The sequence below is a fragment of the Curtobacterium sp. JUb34 genome (assembly GCF_003755065.1).
Taxonomy (GTDB): Bacteria; Actinomycetota; Actinomycetes; order Actinomycetales; family Microbacteriaceae; genus Curtobacterium.
On the sequence record NZ_RJVH01000002.1, the window covers coordinates 256,611 to 271,907 of the forward strand.

Annotated in this window: 14 protein-coding genes; 13 read left to right on the top strand and 1 reads right to left on the bottom strand. The window is 71.1% G+C overall.

The window, feature by feature from the left end; genetic code table 11:
• Nucleotides 1-58: 58 nt before the first annotated feature.
• Nucleotides 59-871: a peptidylprolyl isomerase gene (locus EDF63_RS07690; protein WP_185021338.1), complete on the bottom strand. Its 813-nt coding sequence runs from the start codon at nt 869-871 to the stop codon at nt 59-61.
• 108 nt (nt 872-979) lie between these two features.
• On the opposite strand from EDF63_RS07690, the gene EDF63_RS07695 reads away from it, so the two are divergent.
• The 13 genes from EDF63_RS07695 to nusB all read left to right on the top strand — a co-directional run bounded on the left by EDF63_RS07695 (nt 980) and on the right by nusB (nt 15,274).
• A complete protein-coding gene (locus EDF63_RS07695) occupies nt 980-2,353 on the top strand; it encodes a replication-associated recombination protein A (RefSeq protein ID WP_395871616.1) in 1,374 nt (457 codons plus the stop codon).
• A gap of 223 nt (nt 2,354-2,576) precedes the next feature.
• Entirely contained in the window at nt 2,577-3,206 is a 630-nt protein-coding gene (gene rpsD / locus EDF63_RS07700) for a 30S ribosomal protein S4 (protein WP_111083900.1), read from the top strand.
• Nucleotides 3,207-3,338: 132 nt separating this feature from the next.
• Nucleotides 3,339-3,521, top strand: coding sequence for a hypothetical protein (locus tag EDF63_RS07705; protein WP_111083901.1), 183 nt, complete (start codon nt 3,339-3,341; stop codon nt 3,519-3,521).
• An 80-nt stretch (nt 3,522-3,601) separates the two neighbouring features.
• Complete coding sequence (gene alaS / locus EDF63_RS07710) at nt 3,602-6,259, top strand: alanine--tRNA ligase (protein WP_123312432.1); 2,658 nt, start codon at nt 3,602-3,604, stop codon at nt 6,257-6,259.
• Between the two features lie 8 nt (nt 6,260-6,267).
• Nucleotides 6,268-6,711: a Holliday junction resolvase RuvX gene (gene ruvX, locus EDF63_RS07715; protein ID WP_185021395.1), complete on the top strand. Its 444-nt coding sequence runs from the start codon at nt 6,268-6,270 to the stop codon at nt 6,709-6,711.
• Between the two features lie 89 nt (nt 6,712-6,800).
• The gene (gene mltG / locus EDF63_RS07720; RefSeq protein WP_260233018.1) at nt 6,801-8,387 is read left to right on the top strand and encodes an endolytic transglycosylase MltG; all 1,587 of its coding nucleotides are present in this window, start codon (nt 6,801-6,803) and stop codon (nt 8,385-8,387) included.
• 43 nt (nt 8,388-8,430) lie between these two features.
• Nucleotides 8,431-9,651, top strand: a complete 1,221-nt coding sequence (aroC, locus tag EDF63_RS07725) for a chorismate synthase (RefSeq protein ID WP_123312434.1) — start codon at nt 8,431-8,433, stop codon at nt 9,649-9,651.
• Entirely contained in the window at nt 9,648-10,340 is a 693-nt protein-coding gene (locus tag EDF63_RS07730; RefSeq protein WP_311316882.1) for a shikimate kinase, read from the top strand. Before aroC ends, EDF63_RS07730 begins: the two co-directional genes overlap by 4 nt.
• On the top strand, nt 10,337-11,434 hold the full coding sequence (gene aroB / locus EDF63_RS07735) for a 3-dehydroquinate synthase (RefSeq protein WP_185021339.1): 1,098 nt from the start codon (nt 10,337-10,339) through the stop codon (nt 11,432-11,434). The genes EDF63_RS07730 and aroB overlap by 4 nt, the downstream gene beginning before the upstream one ends.
• Nucleotides 11,435-11,551: 117 nt before the next feature.
• Nucleotides 11,552-12,166, top strand: coding sequence for a deaminase (locus EDF63_RS07740; protein WP_123312436.1), 615 nt, complete (start codon nt 11,552-11,554; stop codon nt 12,164-12,166).
• Nucleotides 12,167-12,463: 297 nt separating this feature from the next.
• Nucleotides 12,464-14,155: an AarF/ABC1/UbiB kinase family protein gene (locus EDF63_RS07745; protein ID WP_123312438.1), complete on the top strand. Its 1,692-nt coding sequence runs from the start codon at nt 12,464-12,466 to the stop codon at nt 14,153-14,155.
• A gap of 91 nt (nt 14,156-14,246) precedes the next feature.
• Nucleotides 14,247-14,810, top strand: a complete 564-nt coding sequence (gene efp / locus EDF63_RS07750) for an elongation factor P (RefSeq protein ID WP_111083909.1) — start codon at nt 14,247-14,249, stop codon at nt 14,808-14,810.
• A gap of 11 nt (nt 14,811-14,821) precedes the next feature.
• Complete coding sequence (gene nusB, locus EDF63_RS07755; protein ID WP_123312439.1) at nt 14,822-15,274, top strand: transcription antitermination factor NusB; 453 nt, start codon at nt 14,822-14,824, stop codon at nt 15,272-15,274.
• Nucleotides 15,275-15,297: the final 23 nt, after the last annotated feature.

The window sequence follows — 15,297 nt, forward strand, 5'->3', positions numbered from 1 at the left end:
GTCGTCAGCCTATTGCACGGACGGGCTCCGCGGCCCGCTGTGAGCGTCGGCTTGTGGACTACTTCTCCTGCGCGATGGTCGCGTCGGTGATCTTCGTCGCCACCTTCGGCTCGCCGGTGCCGTCGCGGCCGGGCGACGCGATGCCCTTGTCCGCGATCTTCGACTCGAGTTCGGACAGGCCGCTCGTGACCTTCCCGACGACCGTGTAGCCGCCGGTGGAGCCGTCGAGCGTGGTGTCGCCGTAGACGATGAAGAACTGCGTCGACTGCGAGTACGGCGAGCTCGACCGCGCGATCGCGATGGTTCCCTCGTCGTAGACGCCGTCCTCCGGCACGTTCTCGAGCGGGCCGTACTCGAACCCGGCGTCGCCCGTGCCGTCACCGTTCGCCGAACCGCACTGCAGGAACTTCAGCCCGTCACTGTCGGCGAGCCGGTGGCAGGAGGTGCCGTTGTAGAACTGCTCCTTGATCAACGAGATCTCGACGCTCGCGGCCTGCGGGGCCTTCGCGCCGTCGAGCTCGATGCCGAGGTCGATCGACTTGTTGAGCGTCAACGAGCCCGTCCAGGTCGCGCCCTTCGCGATCTCCTTGCTCGGCACGTCGCCCGTGTTCGCCGCCGTGGCACTCGCCGAGGGCGTCGGTGTGGCCGTGGCGCTCGCACTGGCGTCAGCCGACCCGTTCCCCTGCGAGCCCGCGAAGGCGAGCTGCGACCCGGTGGCCAGCGCGGCGACCAGCACGAGCGCACCGGCGCCGACCAGGTTGTCGCGCACCCGCCGGCGGCGCTGCCGGTCGTGGAGTCCTCGGCGGGCCTGGTAGAGGCGGAGGCGCTCGCGCGCCTCGCGGTTGTCGCGCGCTGGGTTCTTCGGTGCCACGGTGCTGTTCTGCCCTCTCGTCGCAGTGTGCGACGAGCGTATCCGAGTCGTCACCGTCAACGGCCCGGGAGGCGCGGGGCTGTCAGTGGGTCGGCCTACGATTGCTGCATGGCAGCGGACCGGTCGAGCATGCGTGCGCCCACGACGGGCGGTCGCGCCGGGCTCGCGCAGGGTTCCGTCCCGCTCGCGGTCCGGATGCGCCCCACCAGTCTCGACGAGGTCGCGGGCCAGCAGCACCTGCTCGGTCGCGGTTCACCGCTCGTGCAGCTCGCCACCGGAACCCGCGACAACCCGGGTGGCGTCTCGGTCATCCTCTGGGGTCCTCCCGGCACCGGCAAGACGACGTTGGCGCAGGCCATCGCCCGTCAGTCGGGGCGCGAGTTCGTCGAGCTCTCCGCGGTGACCGCCGGCGTCAAGGACGTGCGCGAGGTCATGGAGAAGGCCCTCACCCACCGCGACCTCTACGGCTCCACGACGGTGCTGTTCCTCGACGAGATCCACCGGTTCAGCAAGGCACAGCAGGACGCCCTGCTGCCCGGTGTCGAGAACGGGTGGGTGATCCTCATCGCGGCCACCACCGAGAACCCGTCGTTCTCGGTCATCTCCCCGCTCCTGTCCCGGTCCCTGCTCCTGACGCTCAAGCCGCTCACCGACGCCGACCTCGGCATGCTCATCGACCGTGCGGTGGAGGACCCACGCGGTCTCGGTGGTGCGGTCGTCCTCGGTGACGAAGCACGCGGGGCCATCGTCCGGTTGGCCTCCGGTGACGCCCGACGCGCCCTCACCGCGCTCGAGGCCGCTGCGGCGTCGGCCACCGCCGCCCAGGACGACGAGGACGACACCGTGCCGGTTGTCGACGCGGACACCGTCGCCGCAGCCGTCGACCGTGCGCTGCTGCGGTACGACCGACAGGGCGACGAGCACTACGACGTCATCAGCGCCTTCATCAAGTCGGTGCGGGGGAGCGACGTCGACGCCGCACTGCACTACCTCGCGCGGATGATCGAGGCGGGCGAGGACTCGCGGTTCATCGCGCGCCGGATCATCATCTCGGCGTCCGAGGACATCGGCATGGCCGACCCGCAGGCGCTCTCCATCGCCGTCGCGGCGGCGCAGGCCGTGCAGCTCATCGGGATGCCCGAGGGGCGCATCCCACTGGCCGAGGCAGTGGTGTACCTGGCGACCGCGCCGAAGTCGAACGCCGCTTACAACGGCGTGAACGCGGCGATGGCGGACGTCAAGGCCGGCCGGATGGGCACCGTGCCGATGCACCTGCGCGACGCGCACTACGCCGGGGCCAAGCGACTCGGCCACGGCAAGGGGTACGTCTACTCGCACGACGCCGAGCACGGGGTCGCCGAGCAGCAGTACCTACCCGATGCGCTCGAGGGCACCGAGTACTACACCCCGACCACGAACGGGTACGAGCGCGAGGTCGGTCCGCGGCTCGAACGACTCCGGAAGATCACCCGCGGGCAGTAGGACGGCACGTCGAGTTCCTGCTAGCATTGCCGGGCCTACGTCCTGGTCCTCGAGCACGGCTGCGTCGAGGACAGAGTGCCACTCCGGTGGTACGGGGGCAGAGGTTCGGACTGTAGCCGTCCGATCCCACAGGCTCATCCCTCTGGATCCCGTCGTCGGGGCCACGAGCACTCGCGTGCCCGGCCTCCGGTGAGTATTCAGTTCGAACAGAGAAAAGGACCCTGTGTCTACCAAGTCACGTACCCGCAGCAAGACCCGCCTCTCGCGCGCACTCGGCATCCCGCTGACGCCGAAGGCGGCCCGTTACCTCGAGAAGCGCCCCTACGGCCCCGGTGAGCACGGCCGTACGCGCCGTCGTGCGGACAGCGACTACGCCGTCCGCCTCCGAGAGAAGCAGCGTCTGCGCGCCCAGTACGGCATCCGCGAGAAGCAGCTCCGCATCGTCTTCGAAGAGGCCCGCAAGACGAAGGGCCTCACCGGTGAGAACCTGGTCGAGCTCCTCGAGCAGCGCCTCGACGCCCTCGTGGTCCGGGCCGGCTTCGCCCGCACCACCGCGCAGGCCCGTCAGCTGATCGTGCACCGTCACCTGCTGGTCGACGGCAAGCTCGTGGACCGCCCCTCCTTCCGCGTCAAGGAGGGCCAGCTGATCCACGTCAAGCCGAAGTCCGAGTCGATGGAGCCCTTCCAGGTCGCCGCTGCCGGTGGCCACCAGGAAGTCCTGCCGAAGGTCCCGGGTTACCTCGAGGTCGAGATCGACAAGCTCCAGGCCCGCCTCGTGCGTCGCCCGAAGCGCGCCGAGGTCCCCGTGACCTGTGAAGTGCAGCTCGTCGTCGAGTACTACGCAGCTCGCTGATCCACTGATCACACCCGAACGGCGGGTCGTCCTCTCGAGGACGGCCCGCCGTTCGGCGTTCCGGCCCCGAAGTGCCCGGCGACTAAGCTTGTCCGGGCATGCACCGCCAGGGTGCACAGAGGGAGAGGCACCGTGAAGCAGCTGTTCTTCGTCGCGGTCGGCGTCGTCATCGGGTTCGCCGTGGCGCACCAGGTCGCCAGGACCCCCGGAGGCGCACGGCTCTTCGCCGTCGTCGACGCGAGCACGAAGGCCTTCACGGGCGCGGTCGCCGACGGGTACCGGTCCCGCGGGGCCGAGCTCCGCACCGACGTCTGAGTCGTCGAGCTCCACCGCGGTCCGGCCGCACCGTCGTCCCGCCTCCACCTCCCACCCCCGAGCTGAACCCAGGAAGCACCATGCAGACCGCAGAGATCCGCCGCCGTTGGCTCCAGTACTTCGGTGACCGCGGCCACACCGTCGTCCCGTCCGCGTCCCTCGTCTCCGACGACCCGTCGCTCCTCTTCACGGTCGCCGGTATGGTGCCGTTCATCCCGTACCTGACCGGGCTCGTCCCCGCGCCGTACCCCCGTGCCACGAGCGTCCAGAAGTGCATCCGCACGAACGACATCGAAGAGGTCGGCAAGACCCCTCGCCACGGCACGTTCTTCCAGATGAACGGCAACTTCTCGTTCGGCGACTACTTCAAGGAGCAGGCGATCCAGTTCGCCTGGGAGTTCCTGACGAACCCCGAGTCCGACGGCGGACTCGGCTTCTCGCCCGACGACCTCTGGGTGACGGTCTACGAGGACGACGACGAGGCGATCGCCTTCTGGAAGCAGCACTCCTCCCTGCCCGAAGAGCGCATCCAGCGCCTCGGCAAGGACACGAACTACTGGTCCACCGGCCAGCCCGGACCCGCAGGACCCTGCTCGGAGATCTTCTTCGACCGCGGGCCCGAGTACGGCATCGACGGTGGCCCGGCCACCGACGACGACCGGTACGTCGAGATCTGGAACCTCGTGTTCATGCAGTACCAGATCGCGGACGTCCGCTCGAAGTACGACTTCGAGATCACCGGCGAGCTGCCGAACAAGAACATCGACACCGGCATGGGGCTCGAGCGCGTCGCCTTCATCAAGCAGGGCGTCGACAACATGTACGAGATCGACCAGGTCCGCCCGGTCCTCGACCGCGCGTCCGAGATCTCCGGCCGCCGCTACGGCGCCGTGCACGAGGACGACGTCCGCATGCGGGTCATCGCGGACCACGTGCGCTCCGCGCTCATGCTCATCGCCGACGGCGTGAGCCCGTCGAACGAGGGCCGCGGGTACATCCTGCGTCGTCTGCTGCGCCGCACGGTCCGTGCGATGCGCCTGCTCGGCGTCGAGACCGCGACCTTCCCGGAGCTGTTCCCGGCGTCCCGCGACGCGATGCGCGACGCCTACCCCGAGGTCGCCTCCGACTACGACCGCATCGCGCGGATCGCCTACGCGGAAGAGGAGACGTTCCTCCGCACGCTCGCGCAGGGCACGACGATCCTCGACGTCGCCGTCGAGCGCGCGAAGCAGGACGGTGCACCGTCCATCGGCGGGGACACCGCGTTCCTGCTGCACGACACCTTCGGGTTCCCGATCGACCTGACGATGGAGATGGCCGAGGAGGCCGGTGTCCACGTCGACCGGACCGCGTTCGAGACCCTGATGTCCGAGCAGCGTGCCCGGGCGAAGGCCGACGCGAAGAGCAAGAAGACCGCGATCGCCGACCTGAGCGTGTACAGCGCGTTCCGGGCGAAGGGCGAGACGGTCTTCCTCGGCTACGACGCGCTCGAGGCCGAGACGAACGTGCTCGGCATCATCGTCGGGGGCGTCAGCGTGGACCGTGCCGTGGCGGGCGACATCGCCGAGGTCATCCTCGGCGAGACGTCGCTGTACGCCGAGTCCGGCGGGCAGGACGCCGACCAGGGATCGATCGTCGGCAACGGCTTCGACCTCGAGGTCCTCGACGTCCAGCGTCCCGTCGCCGGCCTCTGGAGCCACACCGTCCAGGTCCGCTCCGGTGAGGTCGGCGTGGGCGACGCGGCGAGCACCGTCGTCGACGCCGAGTACCGCCGCGGCGCCACGCAGGCGCACTCCGCGACGCACCTGGTGAACGCCGCGCTCCGCGACATCCTCGGCCCCGAGGCACTGCAGGCGGGCTCGTACAACAAGTCCGGGTACATGCGCCTCGACTTCTCGTGGTCGCAGCCGATCTCGCTCGCGACCCGTTCGGAGATCGAGGAGGTCGTCAACACCGCGATCCGCACCGACCTTGAGGTCTCGACCCGCATCATGCCGATCGACGAGGCGAAGGCACTCGGCGCACAGGCGCTCTTCGGCGAGAAGTACGGCGCCGAGGTCCGCATGGTCGACATCGGCGGACCGTGGTCCCGCGAGCTCTGCGGTGGCACGCACGTCGCGTCGAGCGCCCAGATCGGCCTCGTCAACCTGGTGGGGGAGTCGAGCGTCGGTTCGACCAACCGCCGTGTCGAGGCGCTCGTCGGGCTCGAGGGCTTCCGCGACCTCGCGGTCGAGCGGACCATCGTCTCGCAGCTCTCCAGCGCCTTGAAGGCGCCCCGTGCCGACCTGCCCACGCGCGTGCAGTCGCTCATGGAGGACCTCCGGACCGCGCAGAAGAAGATCGCCGAGTACGAGTCGGCGAACCTGCAGCAGCGGGTCCCGTCGATCGCCCGCACCGCGACGACCGTCGGAACGACCACGGTCGTGGCCGAGACCGTCGACGGCCTGCAGTCCGGCGACGACCTGCGCTCCCTGGCGACCGGTGTGCGCGCGCAGCTCGGTGACGGTGCTGCCGTCGTCGTGCTCGGCGCCGTGGTGAGCGGGAAGCCGATCGTCATCGTGGCGACCAACGACGCGGCGCGCTCCGCCGGTGTCCAGGCGGGTCCGCTCGCCAAGGAGGCCGCCGGCGTGCTCGGTGGCGGCGGCGGCGGCAAGCCGGACCTGGCGCAGGGTGGCGGGACCGACCCGGCCGCGCTCCCGGCCGCGCTCCGTGCCGTGACCGCCCGGATCGCGGGCTGATCGTGGCGATCCGGTCCGGGCGGCGGCTCGGCGTGGACGTCGGCCGCGCCCGGATCGGGATCGCCGTGTGCGACCGCGACGGGTTGCTGGCGACGCCGGTCGAGACCGTGCGTCGTGACGACTCGTCCGACCTGCGTCGGATCCTCGAGATCGCCGACGAGTACGACGCCCTCGAGCTCGTCGTCGGACTGCCCTTGTCGATGTCCGGCGGCGACACACCGTCCACGGACGACGCTCGGGCGTTCGCGGCCCGGATCGCCGAGCACCGTCCGGTCCGGCTGGTCGACGAGCGGCTGTCCACCGTGACCGCCCAGCGTGGCCTGCACCAGGCCGGCAAGAACACGAAGAAGTCGCGCTCCGTGATCGACCAAGCGGCCGCTGTTATCATTCTGCAACACGCGCTCGACCACGAACGCAGTGCCGGTGCCCCTCCGGGCACCACGCTTCCCTGACAGGGCGACCCGCCGCGACCCGGCAGCCCTTCCGTCACCCGAGGACGACGGTGCCCAGGCGGAGTTCCCCACCGAGAGACCGAGAACCGTTGGCAGACGATCTGGACTGGAACGCGATCATCGCGCCCGGCAACGAAGCCGAGCGGCGGAAGACGACTTCCGACCGCGCAGCAGGTACCGATGACCGTGACGACTCCGTGCGGGTGGCCCCGCAGCCGGACCGTCCGATGTCCCGCCGCGAGGCCCGCGCACTCGAAGCGGAGCGCGCTCGTCGCGACGCCGCCGCCGCGGGGACCGAGCCCGACCCGACGCCCGACGGGCCCGTCAGTCCGGACGACCGCGTCGACACCGACTCGACCGCTCCGCGCGAGCAGTCGGCGCCGGAGCCCGCGTCACCGCAGCAGGCGGCCCCCGGCCTCCATCCCGAGGTCGCCGCGCTCCTGACCGGCGAGGTGCCGTCAGCTCCCACGGCCGGCGGAGCCGGGTCCGACGGGCCCGACCGTCCCGACGACGCCGGGCGCACCGGCGGCGGTGGAGCCGCGGGAGGCGGCGGCCGCGGCGGGCGTGGCGGACGCGGTGGAGCCTCCAGGCCGCCGCGCGAACCGCGCCCGAAGCGCCGACGCGGGCCGCTCATCGCCGGCATCGTGATCGTCGCGGTGGTCGTGGCCGGCGGGGTCAGCGCGTACGCGTTCGCCGCGCCGAAGATCCAGCAGATCGTCGCCGCGGTCAGCGGGTCGAGCGAGCCGGACGACTACACCGGGACCGGCAAGGCGAAGGTCACCATCACCATCAAGCAGGGCGACATCGGCGAGAACGTCGCCGCGACGCTGCAGCGCAGCGGCGTCGTGAAGGACTCGAAGGTCTTCTACAAGCTGCTGCTGGCCTCGCCCGACGTCCAGTTCCAGCCGGGCTCGTACTCGCTGAAGAAGCAGATGAGCTCGAAGTCGGCGCTGGCGGCGCTGCAGGACGAGGACAACCGCGTGCAGGCCTCGATCGTGATCCCCGAGGGCACCGCGCTGGCGGACATCGAAGCCGGCATGGTCTCGAAGGCCGGCCTGACGAAGACCGAGGTCGCGAAGGCCGCGAAGAACCTGTCCGCGTACGACCTGCCGTCCGGCGTGACGACGCTCGAGGGCTGGCTGTTCCCCGCGACGTACCCGATCAACCCGGGCTGGAGCGCGGAGCAGTACTTCGCGTCGATGGTCGACACCATGAAGGAGCACCTGGCGGCCGCGGGCGTCAAGGAGGCCGACCAGGAGCGCGTCATCGTGTTCGCGTCGCTCGTGCAGAAGGAAGCCGGCCTGGCAGCCGACTACCCGAAGGTCGCGCGGGTGTTCCAGAACCGGCTCGACCAGGGCATGCGCCTGCAGTCCGACGCCACGGTCGCCTACGGCACGGGCAACACGCACACCGTGACGACGACGGACGCCGAGCGCGCCGACGAGTCGAACCCGTACAACACCTACGTGCACGAGGGACTGCCGCCGGCACCGATCTCGAACCCCGGTGACATCGCGATCAAGGCCGTCACGAACGAGGCGCCGGGCAAGTGGCTCTACTTCGTGACGGTGAACCTGGAGACCGGCGAGACGGTGTTCTCGGACACCTACGACCAGCACCTCGTCGCCGTGGACCAGTTCCAGGCGTGGCTCCGGGCGCACCCCGACTACCAGTAGAGCGGCGACGTCGCACGTCGGTGCGCTGTGGGAGGATTGCAGCATGCTTCGTTGGTTGACTGCTGGTGAGTCCCACGGACCCGAACTGATCGCGATGCTCGAGGGCCTGCCCGCGGGTGTCCCGGTGTCGTTCGAGTCCATCCGTACCGATCTCGCGCGCCGCAAGCTCGGCTACGGTCGTGGCTCGCGCATGAAGTTCGAACAGGACGAGCTGCACGTGTCCGGCGGTGTCCGGCACGGGTACTCGCTCGGCAGCCCGATCGCGATCCGGATCGGCAACACCGAGTGGCCGAAGTGGGTCGAGGTCATGAACCCCGAACCCGTCGAGTCCACCGAGATGTCGCGCGGCCGCAGCGCCCCGCTGACGCGCCCCCGACCGGGCCACGCCGACCTGGTCGGCATGCAGAAGTACGGCTTCGACGAAGCCCGCCCGATCCTCGAGCGCGCGAGCGCCCGTGAGACCGCGGCCCGCGTCGCACTCGGGGCGGTCGCCAAGTCCTTCCTCGCCGAACTCGGCATGCGGTCGGTGGCGCACACCCTGCAGGTCGGTACGGTTCGCGTGCCGGACGGCACCGACCTGCCGCTGCCCGACGACGTCGACCGTCTCGACGACGACCAGTTGCGGTGCTTCGACGCGGACACCTCGGCCCGCATGGTGACCGAGGTCGAGGCCGCGAAGAAGGACGGGGACACCCTGGGTGGCGTCGTCGAGGTGCTGTTCTACGGCGTCCCGCCCGGGCTCGGCTCGCACGTGCAGTGGGACCGACGGCTCGACGCGCGCCTGGCCGCCGCCATCATGGGCATCCAGGCGATCAAGGGCGTCGAGGTCGGCGACGGCTTCGCGACCGCCGGTCGTCGCGGCTCCGCCGCCCACGACGAGCTCTACCGTGAAGACGGCGAGATCTACCGCACGAGCGACCGGGCCGGTGGCACCGAGGGCGGCATGTCCACGGGGACCGTCCTGCGCGTCCGTGCCGGCATGAAGCCGATCGCGACCGTGCCGCACGCGCTGCACACCGTCGACGTCGTCTCGGGCGAGGACGCCTCGGCGCACCACCAGCGTTCCGACGTCTGCGCGGTCCCGGCCGCCGGCGTCGTGGCCGAGGCGATGGTGGCCCTCGTGCTCGCCGACGCCGTGCTCGAGAAGTTCGGCGGCGACAACGTCGTCGAGACCAAGCGCAACCTCGACGCCTACCTCGCGTCGATCCCGGAGACGCTCCGCACCCGTCGGACGGAGCCGGCGGCACCGGCCGACGCGTCGTGACCGCGCGCGGCGGCGGTGCTGCGTCTGGCGGCGCAGCGCCCCGCGACGCTGCGTCCGGCGGCCCGGCGGCCCACGACGCTGCGTCCGGCGGCCCGGCGGCCCACGACGCTGCATCCGGCGGCGCGGCGCGGGGTCCAGCTGCGCCCGTCGTCGTGATCGGCCCGATGGGAGCCGGCAAGTCCAGCGTCGGCAAGCGCGTCGCCAAGGCGCTAGGGGTGCCGTTCACCGACACCGACCGGGTGATCGTCCGCGAGCACGGGCCCATCCCCGGCATCTTCGCGGACCGCGGTGAACCCGCCTTCCGCGCCCTCGAGGCCGACGCGGTCCGCACCGCACTCGGCACCGGGGGCGTCATCGCCGTCGGCGGCGGAGCGGTGACGCACGCCGACACCCGTGAGGCACTGACCGGTGCCCGCATCGTCCTGCTCACCGTCTCGCCCGAGGCCGTCGCCGAGCGGATCGCCGGCTCGGACCGGCCCCTGCTCGCGAACGGCGGCATCGACGCCTGGCAGACGATCATGGACGAGCGTGCGGCGACCTACGCCGAACTCGCGCACGTCGTGGTCGACACCTCGCGCCGTCCGATGTCCCGGGTGGTCGACGAGGTCGTCACCTGGCTGCGCAGCGACAGCAGCGACAGCAGCGACAGCAGCGACGACACCAGCACCACCACTGAAGGAGCACCGTGACCGACCCGATCCTGCCCGCAGGGACCACCGAGATCCGCGTCGGCGGTGACGACGGCTACGTGGTGGCGGTCGGCTCGGGCCTGCTCGGCTCGCTCCCCGCAATCCTCGGCCCTCGCGTCGCCAAGGTCCTGATCGTGCACGCCCCGACCCTCGGCGCGCGGGCGAACGACCTGCGCGACCTGCTCGTCGACGCCGGCCTCGAAGCCCTCATCGCCGAGGTCCCCGACGCCGAGGGCGCGAAGCGCATCGAGGTCGCGTCGTTCTGCTGGCAGATCATGGGCCAGTCCGACTTCACCCGCACCGACGCGGTCATCGGCCTCGGCGGCGGCGCCGTCACCGACCTGGCCGGCTTCGTCGCCGCGACCTGGCTGCGCGGCGTGCCGTACGTGGCGGTGCCGACGAGCGTGCTCGGCATGGTGGACGCCAGCGTGGGTGGGAAGACCGGCATCAACACGAACGAGGGCAAGAACCTGGTCGGCGCCTTCTCCGCCCCCCGCGCGGTCGTGGCCGACCTCGACCTCGTCCGGACCCTGCCGCGCAACGAGATCCTGACCGGTTTCGCCGAGATCGTGAAGGCCGGGTTCATCGCCGTACCGGAGATCCTCGACATCGTCGAGGCGGACGTCGACCGCGTCACGGACCCGACGACGCCGGAGTTCCGCCGGGTGGTCGAACTCGCCATCGCCCTGAAGGCCGAGGTCGTGTCGGACGACTTCACCGAGCAGGGTCGTCGCGAGATCCTGAACTACGGCCACACGCTCGGACACGCCATCGAGCACGCGGAGCGGTACCAGTGGCGCCACGGCGCGGCGGTGTCGGTCGGCATGGTGTTCGCCGCGGAGCTCGCACGTCTGACGGGGCACCTCGACGACGCGACCGTGGACCGGCACCGGGCGATCCTGGACTCCCTGGACCTGCCGACGTCGTACGGGATCGGCCGGTGGCAGGGCCTCCTCGCCGCGATGCGTCGCGACAAGAAGGCCCGTGCCGGCATGCTCCGGTTCATCATCCTCGACGGGGTCGGCAAGCCGGTGGTCCTCGAGGGCCCGGAGGACCACCTGCTCTTCACCGCGTACCAAGAGGTCGGCGTCTAGTACTTCCGCGGTCTCCTCCCGGCTCGGACCGGTGGTGCACGACGCTCACGGCGCGGTGTCTCGGCATCGTCTCGACCGGGAAACACCGTCGAAACGATGCGCCGCTAGCGTCACCGCATGTCCCGTGCAGCCCTCGCCCCGTTCCCGACCGAACTCCGTGTCGGCGTCCCCGGCTGGCTCCGCGACGCGCAGGCCGCTGCACCGGAGTACCTCGGCACCCGAGCGGAACGGTTCGCGCTCGTCAACGCCCTCGCCGAACGGAACGTCGAGGAGGGCACCGGCGGCCCGTTCGCCGCGGCCGTCGTCGACGAGGACACGGGTGCGGTCGTCGCGCTCGGGGTGAACCTCGTGCTGCACGCGAACGTGTCGTCGATGCACGCCGAGGTCGTCACCCTCGGACTCGCACAGGCTCGGACGGGCGCCTGGAACCTTGGCCGCGACGTCGGGCACCGGCGTGTGCTGGTCGTGAACGCCCAACCGTGCGTGATGTGCCTCGGCGCGCTGCTGTGGTCGGGCGTCTCGGCGCTGGAGTTCGCCGCGGACGGTGCCACGGTCGAGCGCATCACGGGCTTCGACGAGGGACCGGTGCCGGGGGACTGGCGCGAGCAGCTCGTGGCGCGGGGCATCGACGTGCACCAGGAGCACGACACGGGTGCCGAGGCCGCGCTCGAGCGCTACCGCGACCTGGTCGAGTCCGGCGTCACCGCGCGCTACAACGGCAGCGGCGCCTGACCCGGCGTCAGCGCAACACCCGCCGCGTCCGTCGCCACCACCACTTGACCTGCATCGACGATCGGTCGTCCGCCGGCCGTGGAACGCCCCGAACCAGCTGACGACCGCCGCCACGATCGCCGCGCCGGCGGCGATGCACGCCGCGATCAGTGCTGTCTCCACGGGGAGAGCCTGCGGCAGTGGGCGCGACCCGACGAGGCACGGGTGCCGATCTGTGGATGCCGGACCGCGCCTCCCGGCCCGTGCAGGAGGACGCGTCCACCTGGCGGACCCAGCAGCGGGGAGCAGACTGACGACGTGCCCAACCCACCCCGCCTGAGCGACCTGTCCGGCTCGCAGGAGGCCGACACCGGCACCCTCCGGTCCCGCGGCCGCCGGTTCACCGAACTCCTGTCGATCGCCCGGCGCCACCGCCTCGTGCCGTTCCGCCGCCTCGACTTCTCGCACGACCCCGCCACCTCCGACCTGCGCAGAAGCCAGGCCGAGCACCTGCGGCGTGCGCTCGAGGAGGCCGGCGGCGGGTTCGTGAAGATGGGGCAACTGCTGTCCACGCGCGACGACCTGCTCCCCGAGGAGTGGACCGAGGGGCTCGCGCACCTGCAGCGCAACGTCACCGCCGCTCCCGCCGACCAGGTGCTCGCCCTGCTCGAACGGGAGCTCGGCGCCCCGGTCGACCAGGTGTTCGCGTCCTTCGACCCGGTGCCCGTCGCGGCGGCCTCGATCGCCCAGGTCCACCGCGCCCGCCTGCCCGACGGCACCGCGGTCGCGGTCAAGGTGCAGCGGCCGGGGATCGACGCCGCGGTGCGCCGTGACGTCGACATCGCGCTCCGCGTCGTCCGCTTCCTGGCGCGGTGGTCGACCGAGGCCCGGCAGGTCGGCGTGCAGGACGTGGCCGCGCAGTACGCCGACGACCTGGTCCGCCAGGTCGACTTCGTCTCCGAGCTGCGGAACCTCACCGCCCTGCGTGCGGCGCAGGCACGCAGCGCCCGCCCCGACGAGGTCCGGTTCCCGGACCCGTACCCCGAGCTGTCCGGACGCCGCGTGCTCGTGATGGAGTTCCTGGAGGGCGACACGCTCAGCGCGATCCGCGCCGAGCGCGCGGACCGCGACCTGGACGGCCCGATGCGCGCGATCCTGCGCGCGTTCCTGCGCCAGGTCGTCTTCGACGGCCTGTACCACGCCGACCTGCACCCGGGGAACGTCCTGGTGCTGCCCGACGGGCGGCCCGCGTTGATCGACTTCGGATCGGTCGGGAGGCTCGACCCGACCCTCAGGGACACGGTCCAGGACCTGCTGGTCGCCTACCTGCAGGACGACACGTCGCGGATCGCCGATGCGGTCCTGCGGATGGCGCCGGTGCGCGACGCGCACGACGAGCCCGACTTCCGTCGGGACATCGCGCGCTTCGTCGCCGACGAGCTCGGACCGGGCGCCCGCATCGGGGTCGAGACCGTGGACGACGCGGTCGAGGTCTTCGGGCGCTACCGGCTCAAGCCGCCGCCGGACTTCGTCGCCGCCGCGCGGGCCCTGGCGATCTTCGAGGGCACCCTCCGGACGCTCGCACCGTCGTTCGACCTGCTCGAGGAGTCCCGCGGGCTCGCCCGTGAGCAGATCACCGACCAGTTGCGCCCCGGCAAGCTCCGCGACCTGGCGGCCAAGGAACTCATCGGTGTCGTCTCCGCGGCACGACGGCTGCCGCGCCGGGTCGACCGGATCGGCGAGGCGATCGAGACCGGCAAGTTCACCGTGAACATCCGGCTGTTCGCGGACCGCCGCGACCGGGAGCTCGTGTCCGGCATGGTCCGGCGCATCCTGCTCGTGCTGCTCGGAGCCGGTGCCGGCATCCTGGCGATCGTGTACCTGGCGCTGCCCGCCCGACCCGACGCGGCGATCTCGACCGTGGTCGCCGGAGCCCTGCTCGGGGGAGCGGCCGTGGTGCTGCTCGGCTGGGCGGCGATCGACGCCTGGCGCGCCCGACGGCGACGCTGATGGCGACGGGCGGGCGTCCGCTACACTCGTCCGGGGCCGAGCGCGGCCCGAAGACCTTTCACAACACGACCGAACGGGACACCGAAGACTCATGGCCAGTACCACTGACATCAAGAACGGCGCCGTTCTCATCATCGACGGCCAGCTGTGGTCGGTCGTGGAGTTCCAGCACGTCAAGCCCGGCAAGGGTGGCGCGTTCGTCCGCACCAAGCTGAAGAACGTCGTCTCCGGCAAGGTCGTCGACCGCACCTTCAACGCCGGCGCGAAGATCGACACCGCGGTGGTCGACCGCCGTGACTACCAGTTCCTCTACGAGGACGGCGACTCGTACGTGTTCATGGACACCGACACCTACGACCAGATCCCGGTCTCGGCGACGGTCGTCGGCGACGCGAAGAACTACCTGCTCGAGTCCGCGATGGTCACCATCGCGATGAACGAGGGCAACCCGCTCTACGTCGAGCTCCCGACGTCGATCGTGACCGAGGTCGAGACCGAGCCGGGCCTGCAGGGCGACCGTTCCTCCGGTGGCACCAAGGACGCGACCATCATCGCGACCGGTCACCGCATCCAGGTTCCGCTCTACCTCGAGAGCGGTACCACGGTGAAGATCGACACGCGCGACGGCAGCTTCCTCGGCCGCGTCAACTCCTAGGCGACGTCCGTATGAGTGCTCGTTCGAAGGCCCGCAAGCGCGCCCTCGACATGCTGTACGTGGCCGAGGTGCGTGAGCTCCCGATCGCGGACGTGCTGGCCACCGAGACGGTCCGCCACCTGGACCAGCCCGAGCGCGCCTCGAGCTGGGACTACGCGCGGCAGATCGTGACGGGTGTCGACGACGCCCGTCACGAGATCGACTCCGTCATCGTCGACCATGCCCAGGGGTGGTCGATCGCCCGGATGCCGGTCCTCGACCGCTGCATCCTGCGGATGGCCGTCTGGGAGCTCCGGTTCAACCCGGAGGTGCCCGACGCGGTCGCGATCGCCGAGGCCGTCGAGCTCGCCCAGTCGCTCTCGACCGAGGACTCCGCGGGCTTCGTGAACGGTGTCCTCGGAGCCGTCGCCGGCGGCCGTGCACCGTCCGGTCGGACGGTCGCAGGGGACCCGGAGTCCCGTTAGGCTTGTCCCCGTCAGCATCCTTT